Source organism: Kineococcus lubricus, assembly GCF_050871965.1.
Classification (GTDB): Bacteria; Actinomycetota; Actinomycetes; order Actinomycetales; family Kineococcaceae; genus Kineococcus.
This window is the reverse complement of the sequence record NZ_JBJLSK010000016.1, coordinates 87,980-106,690: the sequence shown is the minus strand read 5'-3', so window position 1 is coordinate 106,690 and position 18,711 is coordinate 87,980. Positions and strand designations below refer to the sequence as shown.

Genomic DNA, 18,711 nt, shown 5'->3' with positions numbered 1-18,711 from the left:
GGTCCCGCTGGCGATGGAACGCCCCGACGAGTGCGCAGGGTCACCTCGAGGGGGCTGTGCGACACTGGGCGAGGCCGAGCGTTCCCCACACCGGGCGCCCGGTCCGCCGTCGAGACCGCCGCCCAGCGCGCGGGTCCCGGGCAGCGCCGCGGTCTGGTGGAAGGACCTCGCAGGCGCCCCGGCCCGTTCACCGGACGACGACGACGGTGGCTCCGGGGGGAGCACGCGTCGCGCGACCTCTCCGGTGCACCGAGGACTTCCGTCGGGCGCGGGTCGACCCGCCCGGCGATTCCGACCAGGACGCCCGGGCGTCCGCGGGGTTGACCGGTGGAGCGGGCGCTGCGGGCGATGCGGAGCACCCCGTGACGACGACCCCCGAAGAGACCCCCGACAACGACGGCACGACGACCGGCGCGACGACGCGGCCGCGCCGCCGCCGCGCCGCCAGCCGGCCCGCCGGCCCGCCCGCGCACGTCGATCCGGGAGCCGTGGCACCGGCTCCCGCCGAGCCGGTCGCGCAGACCGTGGCGGTTCCGGCCGAACCCGAACCCGCGCCCGCCCCGGAGCCCGAACCCGCTCCGGAGGCGGTCGCTGCCGAGCCGGTCGTCGAGCCGGTCGCCGAGCCGGTCGCCGAGCCGGTCGCCGCGCCGCGTCGCCGCGCCCGCCGCGCGACCCGCACCGTGACCACCCCCGAGCCGGCCCCGGCCGTCGAGGAGGTGGCGGCCCCCACCCCCGAGCCGGCACCGGAGCCCGCGGTCGAGGCCGCGCCGGAGCCCGCGCCCGCCGCGGTCGAAGCCGTCGAGCCCGTCGCGCCGACCCGGCGTCGCCGCGCCCGCAAGGTCGCCGCGCCCGCCGCCGAGGTCGCCGAGCCGGTGACCGCACCCGAGGCCGAGGTGGCCGCCGAGGTGCAGGAGTCGAGCGGTCCGGTCACGGTGCCGGACGCGGCCGCGCAGGCCGCCGAGGACGCCCCCGTCGAGGAGGTCCCGGTCGAGGCGTCCGCCGAGCCCGCCTCCGAGCCCGCGCCGGCCGACGGCACCGACCTCATGGACGACCCGGTGCTGGTCCGCGCCGCCGGGCTGGCCCGCCGCGGCCGCCGCCGCGCCCCGGCGGCCGAGCCCGCCGAGGACTCCTTCTCCGACGCCGCCGCCCGCGCGACGGCGTTGTTCTTCCAGGCGCCCGCCGCCGAGACGCCCACCCGTCGCCGCCGCGCCTCGGCCCCGGCCGGCCCGCCGCCCGCGCAGACCGGGTTCGAGGAGGAGCGCGAGGACGAGCGCGAGGAGCTCGGCCCGGAGGGCCTGGACGACACCGACCTGACCGACCTCGAGGCGGACGACCAGGACGACCGGGGCGAGGACGACACCGCCGAGGACGAGGCCCGGGACGAGGACGGCGCCACCCCGCGCCGCCGTCGCCGCCGCGGGGGCCGGGGCCGGCGCAGCCGGGGCCGCGACGCCGACGACTCCGACGACGCCGACGACTCCGACGAGGCCCAGGACGACTCCGCCGAGGATGCCGGGCAGCGCGACGACTCCGACGACGAGGGGGCCGACGACGCGGGCGAGGAGCCCGACGACGCCGAGGAGTCCTCCGGCTCCTCGCGCCGCCGTCGTCGCCGTCGTCGCCGCGGCGGGTCCGGGGACGTGGAGGAGACCTCCTCCGACGACCCGCCGAACACCGTCACCCGGGTCCGCGAACCGCGCCGTCCCCGGGGGACCGGCGAGGACGAGATCACCGCGCTGCGCGGCTCCACGCGCCTGGAGGCCAAGAAGCAGCGCCGCCGGGAGGGCCGGGAGGCCGGCCGCAAGCGGGCCATCCTCACCGAGGCCGAGTTCCTGGCCCGGCGCGAGTCGGTCGAGCGCGTCATGGTCGTGCGCCAGCGGGCCGACACCACGCAGATCGGCGTCCTGGAGGACGGGATCCTCGTCGAGCACTACGGCGCCAAGCAGACCCAGACGACGATGGTCGGCAACGTCTACCTCGGCCGCGTGCAGAACGTGCTGCCCAGCATGGAGGCCGCGTTCGTCGACGTGGGCAAGGGGCGCAACGCCGTCCTGTACGCCGGGGAGGTCAACTGGGACGCCGCCGGGCTCGAGGGGCAGCCGCGGCGCATCGAGGCCGCGCTGAAGTCCGGCGACCCGGTGCTCGTGCAGGTCACCAAGGACCCGGTGGGTCACAAGGGCGCCCGGCTGACCAGCCAGGTCTCGCTGCCGGGCCGCTACCTCGTGTACGTCCCGCGCGGGTCGATGACGGGGATCTCCCGCAAGCTGCCCGACACCGAGCGCGCGCGGCTGAAGAAGGTCCTCAAGGAGGTCGTGCCCGCGGGCGCGGGCGTCATCGTCCGCACGGCCGCCGAGGGCGTCTCCGAGGAGGAGCTGCGCGCGGACGTCCAGCGGCTGCAGGCGACCTGGGAGTCCATCCAGGCCAAGTCCCAGAGCAAGAACGCCCCCCTGCTGCTGCACGGGGAGCCGGACCTCACCGTCCGCGTCGTGCGCGACGTCTTCAACGAGGACTTCACCAAGGTCGTCGTGTCCGGCGACCAGGCCTGGGACGCCGTCCACGGGTACGTCTCCGACGTCGCCCCCGACCTCGCCGACCGGCTGGAGCGCTGGGAGGACGCCGAGCACGGCGGCCGGGACGTTTTCGAGAGCCACCGCATCGACGAGCAGCTCGCCAAGGCCCTGGGCCGGAAGGTGTGGCTGCCCTCGGGCGGGTCGCTGGTCATCGACCCCACCGAGGCGATGCACGTCATCGACGTGAACACCGGCAAGTTCACCGGCGCCGGGGGCACGCTCGAGGAGACGGTCACCCGCAACAACCTGGAGGCCGCCGAGGAGATCGTGCGGCAGCTGCGGCTGCGGGACATCGGCGGGATCATCGTGATCGACTTCATCGACATGGTCCTGGAGTCCAACCGCGACCTGGTGCTGCGCCGCCTCGTGGAGTGCCTGGGCCGGGACCGGACCAAGCACCAGGTCGCCGAGGTCACCTCCCTCGGCCTGGTGCAGATGACCCGCAAGCGCACGGGGCAGGGCCTGGCGGCCGTGCTCGAGGAGCTCGACGCGGCGGCGGACGCCAACCCGGCGCCGCAGCCGTCCCCGGGCCAGCAGAACGGCTCGGGCGGCGGCTCGGGCAACGGGTCCGGCAACGGCTCCGGCAACGGGTCCGGCGGCGGCTCGGGCAACGGCTCGGCCAACGGTTCGGGGAAGTCCCGCAGCCGCCGTGGCCGCGGTCGCGACCGGGCGGTGGCCGAGGAGGCCCCGTCCGCGCCGGAGAACGGCGCGGAGCCCGCCCACGAGCCGTCCGAGCCCGGGAAGGACGCCGCGGTGCTGGCGGCCATCGCGGCGGTCGCGGCGGCCGGCCGGCGCGAGCGCGAGGCCGCGGAGCGGGAGACCGGTGCGGCCGCCCCCTCCGGGGTGGAGGGGTGAGCGCGTCGTTTTGACCCCGGGGGTTCTCCTTCCGTACGCTTACCCCTTGGTGCGCCGTCGTGCGCGAGCCTCCAGCTGCATCCGCAGCTCGGTGGCGTTCCAGTTGTTGACGAGAGAAACGGGTTCGTTGTGGTCTACGCCATCGTCCGCGCCGGCGGCCGGCAGGAGAAGGTCGCGGTCGGCGACGTGCTGACCATCGACCGGGTCCCCGTGGCCAGCGGGGAGACGCTGCAGCTGCAGCCCCTCCTCCTCGTCGACGGTGAGACCGTCACCCACGACGCTTCGGCGCTCGCGGGTGTGAAGGTCGTCGCCGAGGTGGTCGAGGAGGCCCGCGGCCCCAAGATCACCATCCTCAAGTACAAGAACAAGACCGGGTACCGCAAGCGTCAGGGTCACCGCGCGAAGCTCACCCGCGTCAAGATCACCAGCATCGGGGCGTGACGTCAGATGGCACACAAGAAGGGCGCGAGCTCCTCGCGCAACGGTCGTGACTCCGCCGCTCAGCGCCTCGGTGTGAAGCGCTTCGGCGGTCAGGTCGTCAGCGCGGGCGAGATCCTCGTCCGTCAGCGCGGCACCCACTTCCACCCCGGTGCGGGTGTGGGCCGCGGCGGCGACGACACGCTGTTCGCGCTGATCCCGGGCGCCGTCGAGTTCGGCACCCGTCGTGGTCGCAAGGTCGTCAACATCGTCGCAGGCGAGTGACGACGCACCAGTCGTGAACACGAGGGGGGGGGGGGGGGGGGGTGGGGGGGGGCCGCGGCCCCCCCCCCCCCCCCCCCCCCCCCCCCCGCCCCGCCCCCCGCCCGCCGCCCCGCCCCCCCCCCCCCCCCCCCCCCCCCCCCCCCCCCCCCCCCCACCAACCCTCCGAACCCGGGCGGCCCAGGGAGGCTCACACGGCGACGGGCGCGCTGGGCACCAGCGGGTGGAAGCACTCGGCGACGTGCTCCCCACCGCGCGCGTCGCGCACCAGCGGGGGCGCGGCGACCGAGCACTCGTCGGTCGCCTTCCAGCACCGCGTCCGGAACCGGCACCCCGACGGCGGGTCCAGCGGGGAGGGGATCTCCCCGGACAGCACGATCCGTTCCCGGCGGTGCCCGGGGTCCAGCGTCGGCGCGGCCGACAGCAGCGCCGCGGCGTAGGGGTGCTGGTGGTGGTCGTACACGTCGTCGGTGCCGCCGGACTCCACGACGCGCCCGAGGTACATGACGACGACGCGGTCGGCGACGTGCCGCACCACGGACAGGTCGTGGGAGATGAACACGTAGCTCACCCCGAGCTCGGCCTGCAGGTCGGCCAGCAGGTTCAGCACCTGGGCCTGCACGGACAGGTCGAGGGCGGACACCGGCTCGTCGCAGACGATGACGTCGGGCCTGAGCGCCAGCGCGCGGGCGATCCCGAGGCGCTGGCGCTGGCCGCCGGAGAACTCCGACGGGAACTTCCCGGCGTCGCTGGGCCGCAGCCCGACCAGGTGCAGGAGCTCGCGCACCCGGGCCGCGCGGTCGCGGGAGGTCCGGTACACGTCGCGGTGCGTCAGCCACGGCTCGGCGACGATGTCGGCCGCGCTCATCCGCGCGTTCAGCGAGGCGAACGGGTCCTGGAACACCATCTGCACGCGGCGGCGGAACCTCAGCAGGTCCTTGCCCCGCAGCGTCCACGGGTCGACCCCGTCGAACCGGACGGTCCCGGCGTCGGGGCGCTCCAGCATGAGCAGGGTCCGCGCGAGCGTCGACTTGCCGCAGCCGGACTCCCCCACCAGGCCCAGGGTCTCGCCCCGGCCGAGGTCGAGGTCGATGCCGTCCAGGGCGCGCAGGCCCTGCGTCCGGCCGTGCGAGGTCACCGCGAAGGTCTTGGTCAGTCCCCGCACCCGCAGCAGCGGCTCGTTCACGACAGCCCCCCGAAACCCAGTTCCTCCGCGGCGTGGCAGGCGACCCGGCGGCCGGCGGCGTCGGAGCGCTCGGCCGGGCGCTGGGCCCGGCACACGTCCCGCACGAGCGGGCAGCGGTCCTGGTAGACGCACGACGACGGGATGGCCCGCAGTTCCGGCGGTGAGCCGCCGATGGAGGCCAGCGGGACCCCCTTGGGGACCCGGGCCGGCACCGAGTCCAGCAGCCCCCGCGTGTAGGGGTGGTGGGGGCGGGCGAACACCTCGGCGACCGGCCCGGCCTCGACGACGGTCCCGGCGTACATGACGACGACGTCGTCGGCCTCCTCGGCGACCAGCGCGAGGTCGTGGGTGATGAGGACGACGGCCATGTCCCGCTCGGTCCGCAGTTCCCGCAGCAGCTGCATGATCTGCGCCTGGACGGTGACGTCGAGGGCGGTGGTGGGTTCGTCGGCCAGCAGCACCGCCGGGTTCAGCGCGACGGCCATCGCGATGAGCAGCCGCTGGCGCATGCCCCCGGAGAACTGGTGCGGGTAGGCGTCGACCCGCGTCTCGGGGCTGGGGATCCCCACCCGCCCCATGAGGCGGACGGCCTCGGCGCGGGCGGCCTTCCTCGACATCCCGGAGTGGATCCGGAACGGTTCGGCCAGCTGGGTGCCCACCGTGTACACGGGGTTCAGGGCGGTCAGCGCGTCCTGGAACACGATGGCCAGCCCCGGGCCGGCGAGCTTGCGCCGGGCCGAGCGCCCGGCGGTCACCAGGTCGGTCCCCCCGAGCCGCACGGACCCGCCGGCCACCGAGGCGACCGGTTCCAGCAGCCCGACGAGGGCCTGGGCGGTGAGGGACTTCCCGCACCCCGATTCCCCGAGCAGGGCCAGGGTGCGGCCCGAGCGGGCGCCGAAGCTGACGCCGTCGACGGCGCGGACCGTCCCGGCGGGGGTGCGGATGTCGACGGTCAGCCCGTCGACGTCCAGCGCGGGTGCGTGCGTCACGACGGTCACGAGTCCTCCTGGCGGCGGGCGGCGAGCTGGTCGGCGCGCCGCAGGCGGCGGCGCTGGGCGCGGGGCAGCGTGAGCCGCCACCGCTGGGCGGGGTCGGTCGCCAGCCGCGCCCAGGCGGCCAGGACCGTCGCGGACACGGTGGTGACGACGATGCACAGCCCCGGGAAGAACGACAGCCACCAGGCCGTCGCCAGGTAGGTGCGTCCCTGGGCGACCATCAGGCCCCAGCTGACGTCCGGGGGCTGGATCCCGATGCCCAGGAAGCTGAGGGAGGACTCGCTGAGCATCACGAAGCAGAACTCCAGCGTCGCGACGGTCAGCAGGGTGGGCAGGACGATCGGGAAGACGTGCCGGCGGATGATCTGCCGGCTGGGGGTCCCGAAGGTGCGGGCGGCGTCGACGAACAACCGGGTCGACAGTTCCGCCGACTCCGCCCGGGCGGTCCGCAGGTAGATGGGGATGCGGGTGACCGCCAGGACGGCGACGATGTTCGCCGCGCTGGGGTTGAACACGAACAGCACGACGACGGCCATCAGGAGCGAGGGGAAGCTCATGATGACGTCGGCGACGCGCATGGCGACGGTCTCCCGGCGGCCGCGGTGGTACCCGGCCCACATCCCGATGACGGTCCCGACCACCAGGGCGATGAGGACGGCGGGGACGGCGACGGAGAACGTGGTGCGGGCGGCCAGCACGAGGCGCACCAGGACGCTGCGGCCCAACGGGTCCGTCCCGAGCCACCCGGCGACTCCGTGGTCCGGCGACGGGGGCCGGCGGGCCTCGCGCAGGTCGAGGTCGCCGGCGTCGTCGGGCAGCAGCTAGGGCCCGACCACGGCGGTCAGGGTGATCAGCGCCAGCACGACCGCCGCGCCGGCCGCGACCCGGTCGCGCAGCAGCATCCGCCACAGCGAGGCCGACTCCGCCCTCGGCCGCTCGGGGGCGACGAGGGGTTTCTCCTCCAGAGCGCTCACGTCACACCGCGACCTTCTCGCGCACGCGCGCGTCCAGCAGCGCGTACCCGATGTCGATGAGGATGTTCAGGACGAAGATCGTGACGGCCGTCAGCAGGACCGCGGCCTGCAGGACGGCGAAGTCGCGGCCGAGGATCGAGTCGATCATGAGTTTCCCGATGCCGGGCCACCCGAAGATCGTCTCGACGACCACCGCGCCGTTGACCAGGCCGACGGTGAGGTCGCCGGCGACGGTGAGGGCGGGCGCGGCGGCGTTGCGCAGCGCGTGGTGGGTGACGACCCTCAGGTCGTCGGCGCCCTTGCTGCGCGCCAGCCGGACGTAGGGCGCGGACAGCGCCGAGACCATGGCGCCGCGCACCACCTGCGTCAGCACCCCGACGGGGCGGATGACGAGGGTGAGGATCGGCAGGACCCAGCTCGCGGCGCCGGCGTCGACGCCGGAGGTGGGCAGCCAGCCGAGGACGACGGCGAACACCAGCACCCCGGTGATGGCGAACCAGAAGTCCGGCACGCTGGCGGCGGTCATGGACAGGAACGAGGAGATCCGGTCGGCGACCGAGTTGGGGCGGAACGCGGCCCAGCTGCCGATGACGACGGCGGCCAGCACGGCCAGCAGCATCGTCGTCGCGGCCAGCTGCAGGGTGGCCGGGAACGCCCGCAGCGCCATGGTGGCCGCGGCCTCCCCGGTGCGCAGCGACGTCCCGAAGTCCAGGTGCAGGACACCGGCGAGGTAGTCGAGCAACTGGCGCCACCAGGGGTCGTCGAAGCCGTTGGCGGCGGCGAACTCGGCGCGCTGCTCGGCGGTGGCCGACTCCGGCAGGTACAGGGCGGCGGGGTCGCCGGTGAGCCGGGCCAGCAGGAACACCCCGAGCAGGACGACGAACAGCGGGACCAGGCTCGTCAGCGCGCGGCGCGCGGCGAAACGCAGCACCTCGCCCTCACCTCCCCGCGGGTTTCATGGCGGCGATGTGCATCTCGTCCCCCGTCGCGGAGTTCGGTTCGTAGTCGACGCGCGGGGACCGGGCGATGGCGCCGGTCATGTGCGCGATGTAGGCGTACTGGTTCACGGTGCCCGGTTCCTCGGCGAAGACGCCGGCGAGCGCGTCCTGGCGCTGCGGCCCGGACAGGGCCTCGGCGGCGCGGATCCGCTCGTCGAGGGCGGGGTCGCCGCCGGAGCTCTGCTGCCCGGTGCTGAGCAGGTACTGGTCGATGCTGAAGGCGGCGTCGCCGGCCTGGTTGCCGTGCTGGATGACGAGCAGGTACGGGCCGGGGTCGGGCGGGAAGGGCCGTTGCTGCAGCTGCACGGACTGGACGGTGTCGACCATGCGGATGGACACGTCCAGGCCGAGGTCGGACAGTTCCTGCTGCACGACCTGGATCGCCTCGTCGATCATCGGGAACTGCCCGGTGCGCCCGACGAGCCGGATCGGCACGTCGAGGTCGACGCCGTCGGCGCGGGCCTGCGCGAGCAGTTCCGCGGCCTGCTCCGGGTCGTAGGGGGCCGGTTCCAGGTCGGGGTCGAAGCCGACGATGCCCTCGGGGACGAGCTGGGCGGCCGGTTCCGCGCCGTTGCCGAAGAGGACCTCGGCCAGGCCGGTGCGGTCGACGGCGAGGTCGATGGCCCGCCGCACGCGCGGGTCGTCCAGCGGGGGTTCGGCGAGCTGCATGCGGATCGCGGTGGTCTCGTTGTTGCGGTAGTCGACCTCGGTGGCGCCGGCGCCGTCCTCGGGGCCGATGGAGGTGGCGATCTCGGCCTCGCCGCCGACGACCATGGCGGCGCGGACGCTGCCCTCGGTGCGCCACTCGTACTCGGCCTCGCGGTAGGCGGGGGCGGTGCCCCAGTAGGTGTCGTTGCGGGTCAGGACGAGCCGCTGCCCGGCGTCCCAGCGCTCGACGCGGTAGGGGCCGGTCCCGACGGGTTCGCGGACCTTCGCCGAGGTGTCGGTGCTGGTGGGGACCATCTCGATGAACGACAGGCGCAGCGGCAGGATCGGGTCGGGTGCGGGGGTGGTGACGACGAGGGTCAGCGGGTCCACGACCCGGGTGCCGAGGTCGACGTCGCCGAAGACGTAGCCCTCGACGTCGCAGCTGACGTCGGAGTCGAGGGTGCGCTGGATGGAGAACGCGGCGGCCTGCGCGTCGAAGGGGGTGCCGTCGCTGAAGGTGACGCCGGGGCGCAGGTGGAACGTCCAGGACGTGGGTCCGTCCTGCTCCCAGGCGGTGGCCAGCAGCGGCAGCAGGTCGCCGGTGGCGGGGTCGCGCTCGGCGAGGGGTTCGGTGACGTTGGAGCGGACGACGACGCCCGTGGAGGTCAGCGAGGCGTCGCAGGGTTCGAGCGTGGGCGGTTCCTGGGGCAGCACGATCCGGACGGTGTCCGGCGAGGCCGGCGATCCGCCGCCGGAGTTCGCCACCGAACAGGCGCCGAGCAGCAGCACGGCTGCGCCGGCGGCGAGCGGCCGGAGGGAGTGGTGCGTCATTGCGGCTCCTCCACCGATGGACTTCAATGTCTACGGATGTGGATGGGGTCTGGCGACTGGGACGAATCTAGGGTTCACCCCCAGCAGCGTCAAGCACGACACCGTTGTCCACTCATGCAGACAGTGTTCCCACTCGTGAGCAGAACTGTTACGGTCGGGACGTCTCCGCGAGGCACCGACGCCTCCACCCCGCTCCCCACGACACACCTCGACACACCCCTCGACACCGGAGAGACCATGAGCAGCCAGAGCAGCTACGCACCAGACGACCTCCGCCGGGCCCTCGGCTCGGGACTGCTGTCGTTCCCGGTGACGCACACCCGCGCCGACCTGTCCTTCGACGAGGACGCCTACCGCGACCACGTCGCCCACCTGTCCGGGTTCGGCGCCGCGGGCCTGTTCGCCGCCGGCGGGACCGGGGAGTTCCCCGCCCTCACCGTGGAGGAGGTCCTGCGCGTCGTCACCGCGACCGTCCAGGCCGACGGCGGCACCAGCCCGGTCGTCGGCCCCGTCGGCTACGGCACGTCCACGGCCGTCGCCATGGCGCGCGAGGTCGAGGCCGCCGGGGCCGACGGCGTCTTCGTGCTCCCGCCCTACCTCAACGAGCTCACCCAGGACGGGCTGTACGAGCACGTCGCCGCCGTCTGCCGCGCCACCTCCCTCGGGGTCGTCGTGTACCACCGCGCCAACGCCCGGTTCACCGCCCGCACCGTGGCCCGGCTCGTGGAGGAGTTCGACAACTTCATCGGGTTCAAGGACGGCGTCTGCGACATCGACCTGCTCGCGACGCTCTACGCGACGCACGGCGACCGCCTGCTGTACGTCGGCGGGCTGCCGACCGCGGAGACCTACGCCCTGCCGTACCTCGAACTGGGCGCCACCACCTACTCCTCGGCGATCTTCAACTTCGCCCCCGAGTGGGCCAGGGCGTTCTACGACGACGTCGTCGCCCGCGACCGCACCGCGGTGTACGACCGGCTGCGCGAGTTCGTCATCCCCTACCTCGACATCCGCAACCGGGCCGCGGGGTACCCCGTCTCGATCGTCAAGGCCGGGATGACGGCCGTCGGGCGCAGCGCCGGGCCCGTCCGCCCGCCGCTGACCGACCTGACCGAGAGCGAACTGGCCGAGCTGACCGACCTCGTCAAGAAGGTGGTGTGACGGTGGACCTCACCGGAGAGCTGTTCCTGGCCGGCGAACGCGTCCGCGGGACGGGCGCCGAGCTGCGCGCCACCGACCCCCGCACGGGGCGGGCCCTGGAGCCGGTGTACCGGCTCGGCACCACCGCCGACGTCGACCGCGCCGCGACCGCCGCGGCGCAGGCGTTCCGGCCCTACCGCCGCACCGACCCCAAGGTGCGGGCCGAGTTCCTCGACAGCGTCGCCGACGGGCTCGCCGCGATCGGCGAGGAGGTCGTCGACCGCGTGCAGCGCGAGACCGGCATCGCCGAGGCCCGCGTCCGCGGCGAACTGGCCCGCACCGTGAACCAGCTGCGGCTGTTCGCCGGCGTCGTGCGCGACGGCTCGTACACCGGCGTGCGCGTCGAGACCGCGCTGCCCGACCGCACCCCCCTGCCCCGCCCGGACCTGCGCCAGCACAAGGTGCCGCTCGGACCGGTCGCCGTGTTCGGCGCGAGCAACTTCCCGCTCGCGTTCTCGGTGGCCGGCGGCGACACCGCCTCCGCGCTGGCCGCCGGCTGCCCCGTCGTCGTCAAGGCGCACTCCTCGCACCCGGGCACGTCCGAGCTCGTCGCCGGGGTCGTCACCGCCGCCGTCGCCGCGCACGACCTGCCCGCCGGCACGTTCTCCCTGCTGTACGGCGAGGGCCGCGAGGTGGGCACCGCCCTCGTCGCGCACCCGGCGATCGCCGCCGTCGGGTTCACCGGTTCCCGCGCCGGCGGCACCGCCCTGCTCGCCGTCGCGAACGCCCGGCCGCGGCCGATCCCGGTCTACGCCGAGATGTCGAGCATCAACCCCGTCGTCCTGCTCCCCGCCGCCCTCGACGAACGCGGCCGGGCCATCGGCGAGGGTTTCGTCACCTCCCTCACCACCGGCGCCGGGCAGTTGTGCACCAACCCCGGCCTCGTGCTGGCCGTGGACTCCCCCGGGCTGTCCGAGTTCCTCGACGGGGCCGCCGCCGCCGTGCGGTCCTCCGCCGCCGCCCCCATGCTCTCGGCGACCATCTGCTCGGCCTACGACCGCGGCGTCCAGGCCCTGCGGGACAACCCCGCCGTCGAGGAGGTCGCCACCGGGGCCCCGGACGACTCCCTCGCCGCCGCCGGGGTGACCCACCTGTTCACCACCACCGCCGAGGCGTTCCTGCGCGACGACACCCTCGCCGAGGAGGTGTTCGGCGCCTCCTCCCTCGTGGTCCGGGTTCCCGGCACCGCGGCGCTGCCCGAACTGCTCGACCGGCTCGAGGGCCAGCTCACCGCCACCGTCCACCTCGGCGCCGGGGACGAGACCGCCGCCGCCGACCTGCTGCCCGTGCTGGAGGAGAAGGTCGGGCGCATCGTCGTCAACGGCTGGCCCACCGGCGTCGACGTCGGCGAGGCCGTCGTGCACGGCGGCCCGTTCCCGGCCACCAGCGACGGCCGCTCCACCTCCGTCGGCACCCTGGCGATCGAGCGGTTCCTGCGGCCCGTCGCCTACCAGGACGTCCCGGCCTCCCTGCTGCCGGCCGACCTCGGGCAGGTCCCGTGAGCGACACCCCCGTCGTCGTCGACGTCCGGGTCGTCCCGGTCGCCGGCCACGACGGCATGCTGCTGAACCTGTCCGGGGCCCACGGCCCGTTCTTCACCCGCAACGTCGTCGTCCTCACCGACTCCGACGGCCGCACCGGCGTCGGGGAGGTACCCGGCGGGGAGGCGATCCGGCGGACCCTCGTCGAGGCCGGGGAACTGATCACCGGCGAACCCGTCGCCCGCCACCGCGACCTGCTGCAACGGGTCCAGCGGACGTTCGCCGGGCGCGACGCCGGCGGCCGCGGGCTGCAGACGTTCGACCTGCGCACCACCGTCCACGTCGTCACCGCCCTGGAGGCGGCGCTGCTGGACCTGCTCGGCAAGTTCCTGGAGGTCCCCGTCGCCGACCTGCTCGGCGACGGCCGCCGGCGCGACCGCGTGCAGGCCCTGGGGTACCTGTTCTTCGTCGGCGACCGGACGCGGACCGACCTGCCCTACCGCAGCGAACCCGACGGCGACGACTGGACCCGGCTGCGCCACGAACCGGCCCTGGACGCCGACTCCGTCGTCCGCCTCGCCGAGGCCGCGCAGGCCCGCTACGGGTTCGCCGACTTCAAGCTCAAGGGCGGCGTCCTGCCCGGCGAGCAGGAGGTCGAGGTCGTCACCGCGCTCGCCCGGAGGTTCCCCGAGGCCCGCATCACGCTGGACCCCAACGGCGGCTGGCTGCTCGCCGACGCCGTCCGGTACGGGCGGGCCCTGCGCGACGTCGTCGCCTACGCCGAGGACCCCTGCGGCGCCGAGGGCGGCTACTCCGGCCGCGAGGTCATGGCCGAGTTCAAGCGCGCCACCGGCCTGCGGACGGCGACCAACATGATCGCCACCGACTGGCGCCAGCTCGGGCACGCGGTCCGCGCGAACGCCGTCGACATCCCGCTGGCCGACCCGCACTTCTGGACGATGGCCGGGTCGGTCCGGGTCGCGCAGCTGTGCGAGGCGTGGGGCCTGACCTGGGGTTCGCACTCCAACAACCACTTCGACGTCTCCCTGGCGATGTTCACCCACGTCGCGGCGGCCGCCCCCGGCGACGTGACCGCCATCGACACCCACTGGATCTGGCAGGACGGGCAGCGCCTGACGACGGACCCGCTGCGGATCCGCGACGGGTACCTCGACGTGCCGACGACCCCGGGCCTGGGCGTGGAGCTCGACGAGGAACGGCTCGCCGCCGCGCACGAGCTGTACGAGCGCGAGGGCCTCGGTGCCCGCGACGACGCCGTCGCCATGCAGCACCTGGTCCCCGGCTGGACCTTCGACCCGAAACGACCCGCCCTGGAGCGACCGTGACCGTCCTCGTCGTGGGGAACCTCAAACCCTCCCTCGTGCAGACCCTGCGGACCCGGTACGGGGCCGTCGACGAACCCGGCCCCGACGTCGACGTCGTGGTGACCTCCGGGCGGTTCGGGGTCGACGCGGAGCTGATGGCGCGGCTGCCCGCGCTGAGGGCGGTGCTGAACTTCGGCGTCGGGTACGACACCACCGACGTCGCCGAGGCGGGCCGGCGCGGCGTCGTCGTCACCAACACCCCCGACGTCCTCACCGACTGCGTCGCGGACACCGCCACCGCGCTGGTGCTGGACGTCCTGCGCGGTCTCAGCGCCGCGGACCGCTGGGTGCGGGCCGGGCGGTGGTCCGGCGGGGCGAACTACCCGCTGACCCGCCGCGTGCGCGGCACCCGCGTCGGGATCCTCGGCCTGGGCCGGATCGGGCGCGCGGTCGCGCACCGCCTGGAGGGTTTCGGGGCGGACATCGCCTACCACAACCGGCACGAACTGCCCGACGCCCCGTACCGGTACCTGCCGGACGCGCGGTCGCTGGCCGCCGCGTCCGACGTCCTCGTCGTCGCCGCCGCCGGGGGCGCGCAGTCCGCCGGGCTGGTCTCGGCGGAGGTGCTGGCGGCGCTGGGGCCGCGGGGGTACCTCGTCAACGTCGCCCGCGGCAGCGTCGTCGACGAGGACGCGCTGGTGAAGGCGTTGCAGGACGGCCGGATCGCCGGGGCGGGGCTGGACGTGTTCGCCCACGAGCCCGACGTCCCCGCCGCCCTGCTCGACCGCGACGACGTGGTCCTGCTGCCGCACCTGGGCAGCGGGACGGTGGAGACGAGGGACGACATGGAGCAGCTCGTGCTGGACAACCTCGACGCGTTCCTGGCCGACGGCCGGGTCCTGACGCCGGTCCCGGAGGTGGCGTCGTGAGCGTCGTCGTGGGCTGGGTGCCCACCGAGGCCGGGCGCGCCGCCCTCCGGCACGCCGTGCGCGAGGCCGAACTGCGGTCCACCGACCTCGTCGTCCTGGGCTCGGAACCGGGGGCGGAGGACGAGGGGGAACTGCACGCCGACGTCGAGCTGCTGCGCGCCTCCACGACCCGGGAGGTGTCGGTCCGCCACCTGACCGGCGACCGCGACGCCGCCGACGAACTCGTCGACCTGTCGTTCGAGGAGTCGACCGAGCTCATCGTGCTCGGCGTCCGCCGGCGCTCCCCCGTGGGCAAGCTGCTCCTGGGCAGCACGTCCCAGCGCGTGCTGCTGGAGGCGCGGTGCCCGGTGACGGCGGTCAAACCCCCGCTGCCCGCCTGAGCGCCCGCCCCGTCCCGCCGGTACGTTGCGGGACGTGAACGCGCTGACGTGGGACCCCAGCCAGTACGCCCGGTTCTCCGCCCCGCGGGCCCGCCCGTTCCACGACCTGCTGGACCGGGTGGGCGCGCAGGAACCCGGCCTCGTCGTCGACGTCGGCTGCGGGCCGGGCGAGCTCACGCTGGACCTGGCCCGCCGCTGGCCGCGGGCGCAGGTCCGGGGTTTCGACTCCTCCCCCGAGATGATCGGCCGGGCCCCGGCCGGCCGGGGGGTCGAGTTCTCCGTGGCCCCGGCCGAGGAGTTCGACGCCACCGGGGTGGACGTGGTGGTCGCCAACGCCGTCCTGCAGTGGGTCCCGGGGCACCTGGACCTGCTGCGCCGCTGGGCCGGGCAACTGCGTCCCGGTGCCTGGCTGGCGTTCCAGGTGCCGTCGAACTTCGACGCGCCCTCGCACCGGCTGATGCGCGACCTGGCCGGTTCCCCGCCGTGGCGGCACCGCCTGGCCGGGGTCCTGCGCGGGACGGAGTCGGTCGCCGAACCGGCGCGGTACCTGGACGTCCTGGCCGGTTCCGGTCTGCTCGCCGACGTGTGGCAGACCGAGTACCAGCACGTCCTGACCGGGACCGACCCCGTGCTGGAGTGGGTGCGCGGCACCGCGCTGCGGCCCGTGCTGCACGCCCTGGACGCCGCCTCGGCCGCGGAGTTCGAACGGGAGTACGCCGCGCTGCTGCGCGAGGCCTACCCCGCCCGCGACTACGGCACCCCGTTCGCGTTCCGGCGCACGTTCGCCGTCGGGACCGTCCCGAGCTGAGTCCCGGGCTGAGTCCCGGGCTGAGCGCCCTCCAGCAGTTCCAGCAGGTACGGCGCGGGGGAACCGCCCGCCGACGTCACCACCGACACCACCCACGCGGGGGTGTCCGCGGGCAACGCCACGACCCGCAGCCGCGCCGCCTCGGGTTTGGCCGCGACGTGCCGCGGCACGATCGCGACCCCCAGCCCGCGGCCGACGAGGTCGAGCAGCGCGTGGACGTCCCCGACGCTGAACCGCACCCGCCGGTGCACGCCGTGCCCGGCGCACGCGGCGTCGGTGGTGGTCCGCACCCCCCAGGAGGGGACGAAGTCGATGAACGGCGAGGCCGTCAGCTCGGCCCAGTCCACGACCGGCCGCGCCGCCAGCGGGTGCTCCGGCGGGGCCAGCAGGACGAGCGGTTCCCGGCCCAGCTCCGTGGCGGACAACGCCCCCAGGTGCTCGGTCGTGGCGACGAAGGCGAGGTCGAGCTCCCCCTCGCGCACCCGGCCCACGAGGTCGTGGGACCCGGCCTGCTCGAAGTGGACCTCGACCTGCGGGTACCGGCGGTGGAAGCGTTCCAGCAGCGTGGAGACGTCCACCACCCCCAGGCACTGCTCGGCGCCCACCCGCAGCGTCCCGGACAGCCGCTGGGTGGCCTGGACGACGGCGTCGCGGGCGGCGGTGGCCTGCGCGAGGAGGGTGCGGGCGAACGGCAGCAGCGCCAGGCCCGCCGCGGTGGGCTGCACCACCCGGGGGCTGCGGTCGAACAGCGCCGTCCCGAGCTCGTCCTCCAGGGTGCGGATCGCCGCGGACAGCCCGGACTGCGACACCCCGCTCAGCGCGGCGGCGCGCGTGAACTGCCGCTCGTCGGCCAGGGCGACGACGTACTGCATCTGACGCAGGTCCATGCATGAACCCTACTTCTGCCGCCGAGAAGGACCAGTTGTTGGACTTCTGCGGAGGCGGTTCCTAGGCTCGCGGCGTGAAGCAGCGCAGCCTCGGACGTCCCGACTCCCCCACCACCCGGCAGGTCTCCGCCATCGGCCTCGGCGGCATGCCGCTGAGCATCGAGGGCCGCCCCGACACCGACCGGGCCATCGCCACCATCCACGCCGCCCTCGAGGCCGGCGTCACCCTCATCGACACCGCCGACGCCTACCACCGCGACGCCGGGGAGGTCGGGCACAACGAGGAGCTCATCGCCCGCGCCCTGCGCGAGCACGGCGGCTCCACCGACGACGTCGTCGTCGCCACCAAGGGCGGGCACCTGCGCCCCGGCGACGGCAGCTGGACCAAGAACGGCGACCCGGCCTACCTGAAGGAAGCCGCCAAGGCCTCCGCCCGGCGCCTGGGCGTGGAGGCCATCGGCCTCTACCAGTTCCACCGCCCCGACCCCGACGTCCCCTACGCCGACTCCGTCGGCGCGCTGGCCGAACTCCTCGACGAGGGCGTCATCGTGCGCGCCGGCATCTCCAACGCCGACGTCGCCCAGATCGACGAGGCCGACCGGGTCCTCGGGGGCCGGCTGACCTCCGTGCAGAACCAGTTCTCCCCCGCGTTCCGCAGCAGCCAGGGTGAGCTCGAGCACTGCGCGCAGCTCGGTGTCTCGTTCCTGCCGTGGTCGCCGCTGGGCGGGATCTCCAACGCCGCCGACCTCGGGAACCGGCACGCGGTGTTCGCCGAGGTCGCCGCCGCCCACGGCGTCAGCCCGCAGCAGGTCACGCTGGCCTGGGAACTCGCCCTCGCCGACGTCGTGCTCCCGATCCCCGGTTCCTCCCGCCCGGCGAGCATCACCGACTCCCTGGCCGCGGCCGACCTGGAACTGACCACCGACGAGATCGCCCGCCTCTCCGCCGGGAGCGCTTCGTGAAGACCTTCCCCCTGGGCAGCAGCGACCTGCAGGTCCCCAACGTCGTCCTCGGCCTCATGCGCATCGCCGAGATGGACGACGAGGACATCCGCACCCTGATCGCCACCGGCCGCGAAGCCGGGATCACGATGCTCGACCACGCCGACGTCTACGGCGGGTCGATGCACAAGTGCGAGGAGCGCTTCGCGGAGGCGGTGACCCTCAGCTCCTCCGAGCGCGAGGGCACGATCATCCAGACCAAGGCCGGGATCGTCCCCGAGGGCCCCTACTTCGACTTCTCGTACGAGCGCATCACCTCCTCGGTGACGGGTTCGCTGCGGGCGCTGCGGACGGACTACCTCGACGTCCTGCTGCTGCACCGCCCCGACGCCCTCGTCGAACCCGAGGAGGTCGCCCGGGCGTTCGACGAGCTGCACGCCGCGGGCAAGGTCCGCCACTTCGGGGTCTCCAACCACACGCCGGGCCAGATCGAGCTGCTGCGCAAGCACGTGCGCCAGCCGCTGGTCGCCAACCAGCTGCAGCTCTCGATCACCCACGCCCCGCTCGTCGCCCAGGGCGTCGCGGCGAACATGCAGGGTGAGGACCAGTCGATCTCCCGCGACTCCGGGACGCTGGACTACTGCCGCCTGCACGACATCACCGTCCAGGCCTGGTCGCCGTTCCAGGCCGGGTTCTTCGACGGGGTGTTCCTCGACGACGACCGCTACCCCGAGCTGAACGCCGTCCTGGACCGCCTCGCGGCCCAGTACGACGTGCCGAAGCTCGCGATCGCGACCGCGTGGATCACCCGGCACCCGGCGGACGTCCAGGTCGTCCTGGGCACCACGAACCCCGAGCGGGTCCGCGCGGCGGCCCAGGGTTCGGACCTGCCGCTGACCCGGGCGGAGTGGTACGAGCTGTTCCGCGCCGCGGGCTACCGGGTCCCCTGACCCACCCCTCGACCGGTCCGCCGCCCCTCGCCCCCCGGGGTGGCGGACCCCACC

At 74.6% G+C, this 18,711-nt stretch carries 16 protein-coding genes and 1 pseudogene; 11 read left to right on the top strand and 6 right to left on the bottom strand.

Features of this window, described 5'->3' with window-relative positions; translation table 11 throughout:
* Nucleotides 1-362 precede the first annotated feature (362 nt).
* The 3 genes from ACRYRX_RS13955 to rpmA all read left to right on the top strand — a co-directional run bounded on the left by ACRYRX_RS13955 (nt 363) and on the right by rpmA (nt 4,127).
* Nucleotides 363-3,425, top strand: a complete 3,063-nt coding sequence (locus ACRYRX_RS13955; RefSeq protein ID WP_432512671.1) for an Rne/Rng family ribonuclease — start codon at nt 363-365, stop codon at nt 3,423-3,425.
* Between the two features lie 129 nt (nt 3,426-3,554).
* Nucleotides 3,555-3,866: a 50S ribosomal protein L21 gene (gene rplU / locus ACRYRX_RS13950; RefSeq protein ID WP_432512670.1), complete on the top strand. Its 312-nt coding sequence runs from the start codon at nt 3,555-3,557 to the stop codon at nt 3,864-3,866.
* Nucleotides 3,867-3,872: 6 nt separating this feature from the next.
* Nucleotides 3,873-4,127, top strand: coding sequence for a 50S ribosomal protein L27 (gene rpmA / locus ACRYRX_RS13945; protein ID WP_106207788.1), 255 nt, complete (start codon nt 3,873-3,875; stop codon nt 4,125-4,127).
* Between the two features lie 187 nt (nt 4,128-4,314).
* Here the strand turns inward: rpmA and ACRYRX_RS13940 are convergent, their stop codons facing one another.
* From ACRYRX_RS13940 to ACRYRX_RS13920, 5 genes and pseudogenes are all read right to left on the bottom strand, one after another.
* Nucleotides 4,315-5,310 carry an ABC transporter ATP-binding protein gene (locus ACRYRX_RS13940; protein ID WP_432512668.1) on the bottom strand — a complete coding sequence of 332 codons (996 nt, stop codon included), beginning with the start codon at nt 5,308-5,310 and terminating at the stop codon, nt 4,315-4,317.
* Complete coding sequence (locus ACRYRX_RS13935) at nt 5,307-6,308, bottom strand: ABC transporter ATP-binding protein (RefSeq protein ID WP_432512667.1); 1,002 nt, start codon at nt 6,306-6,308, stop codon at nt 5,307-5,309. Before ACRYRX_RS13935 ends, ACRYRX_RS13940 begins: the two co-directional genes overlap by 4 nt.
* Nucleotides 6,305-7,270, bottom strand: a pseudogene (locus ACRYRX_RS13930) (ABC transporter permease). Before ACRYRX_RS13930 ends, ACRYRX_RS13935 begins: the two are co-directional and overlap by 4 nt.
* A 10-nt stretch (nt 7,271-7,280) precedes the next feature.
* Nucleotides 7,281-8,210 carry an ABC transporter permease gene (locus ACRYRX_RS13925; protein WP_432512665.1) on the bottom strand — a complete coding sequence of 310 codons (930 nt, stop codon included), beginning with the start codon at nt 8,208-8,210 and terminating at the stop codon, nt 7,281-7,283.
* Between the two features lie 7 nt (nt 8,211-8,217).
* A complete protein-coding gene (locus ACRYRX_RS13920; RefSeq protein WP_432512664.1) occupies nt 8,218-9,756 on the bottom strand; it encodes an ABC transporter substrate-binding protein in 1,539 nt (512 codons plus the stop codon).
* A gap of 237 nt (nt 9,757-9,993) precedes the next feature.
* Here ACRYRX_RS13920 and kdgD point away from each other — a divergent pair, with 237 nt between their 5' ends.
* From kdgD to ACRYRX_RS13890, 6 genes are read left to right on the top strand one after another with little or no spacing between them, the layout of a single operon-like run.
* Nucleotides 9,994-10,917, top strand: a complete 924-nt coding sequence (gene kdgD, locus ACRYRX_RS13915) for a 5-dehydro-4-deoxyglucarate dehydratase (protein WP_432512662.1) — start codon at nt 9,994-9,996, stop codon at nt 10,915-10,917.
* 2 nt (nt 10,918-10,919) lie between these two features.
* On the top strand, nt 10,920-12,458 hold the full coding sequence (locus ACRYRX_RS13910) for an aldehyde dehydrogenase (NADP(+)) (RefSeq protein ID WP_432512661.1): 1,539 nt from the start codon (nt 10,920-10,922) through the stop codon (nt 12,456-12,458).
* Between the two features lie 56 nt (nt 12,459-12,514).
* Nucleotides 12,515-13,783 carry an enolase C-terminal domain-like protein gene (locus ACRYRX_RS13905; RefSeq protein WP_432512709.1) on the top strand — a complete coding sequence of 423 codons (1,269 nt, stop codon included), beginning with the start codon at nt 12,515-12,517 and terminating at the stop codon, nt 13,781-13,783.
* Nucleotides 13,780-14,691, top strand: a complete 912-nt coding sequence (locus ACRYRX_RS13900; RefSeq protein ID WP_432512659.1) for a 2-hydroxyacid dehydrogenase — start codon at nt 13,780-13,782, stop codon at nt 14,689-14,691. Before ACRYRX_RS13905 ends, ACRYRX_RS13900 begins: the two co-directional genes overlap by 4 nt.
* Nucleotides 14,688-15,071, top strand: coding sequence for a universal stress protein (locus ACRYRX_RS13895; protein WP_432512658.1), 384 nt, complete (start codon nt 14,688-14,690; stop codon nt 15,069-15,071). The genes ACRYRX_RS13900 and ACRYRX_RS13895 overlap by 4 nt, the downstream gene beginning before the upstream one ends.
* Before the next feature lie 34 nt (nt 15,072-15,105).
* Nucleotides 15,106-15,879 carry a trans-aconitate 2-methyltransferase gene (locus ACRYRX_RS13890; protein WP_432512656.1) on the top strand — a complete coding sequence of 258 codons (774 nt, stop codon included), beginning with the start codon at nt 15,106-15,108 and terminating at the stop codon, nt 15,877-15,879.
* Here the strand turns inward: ACRYRX_RS13890 and ACRYRX_RS13885 are convergent.
* Entirely contained in the window at nt 15,822-16,766 is a 945-nt protein-coding gene (locus ACRYRX_RS13885) for a LysR family transcriptional regulator (protein WP_432512654.1), read from the bottom strand. The genes ACRYRX_RS13890 and ACRYRX_RS13885 overlap by 58 nt on opposite strands.
* A 74-nt stretch (nt 16,767-16,840) precedes the next feature.
* On the opposite strand from ACRYRX_RS13885, the gene ACRYRX_RS13880 reads away from it, so the two are divergent.
* Nucleotides 16,841-17,728: an aldo/keto reductase gene (locus ACRYRX_RS13880; RefSeq protein WP_432512653.1), complete on the top strand. Its 888-nt coding sequence runs from the start codon at nt 16,841-16,843 to the stop codon at nt 17,726-17,728.
* Nucleotides 17,725-18,657, top strand: a complete 933-nt coding sequence (locus tag ACRYRX_RS13875) for an aldo/keto reductase (protein WP_432512652.1) — start codon at nt 17,725-17,727, stop codon at nt 18,655-18,657. Before ACRYRX_RS13880 ends, ACRYRX_RS13875 begins: the two co-directional genes overlap by 4 nt.
* Nucleotides 18,658-18,711: the final 54 nt, after the last annotated feature.

Coding starts and splice junctions, on each gene's coding strand:
- ACRYRX_RS13920 (WP_432512664.1), bottom strand. CDS start 9,756: ATGACGCACCACTCCCTCCGGCCGCTCGCCGCCGGCGCAGCCGTGCTG.
- kdgD (WP_432512662.1), top strand. CDS start 9,994: ATGAGCAGCCAGAGCAGCTACGCACCAGACGACCTCCGCCGGGCCCTC.
- rpmA (WP_106207788.1), top strand. CDS start 3,873: ATGGCACACAAGAAGGGCGCGAGCTCCTCGCGCAACGGTCGTGACTCC.
- ACRYRX_RS13905 (WP_432512709.1), top strand. CDS start 12,515: ATGCTGCTGAACCTGTCCGGGGCCCACGGCCCGTTCTTCACCCGCAAC.
- ACRYRX_RS13885 (WP_432512654.1), bottom strand. CDS start 16,766: ATGGACCTGCGTCAGATGCAGTACGTCGTCGCCCTGGCCGACGAGCGG.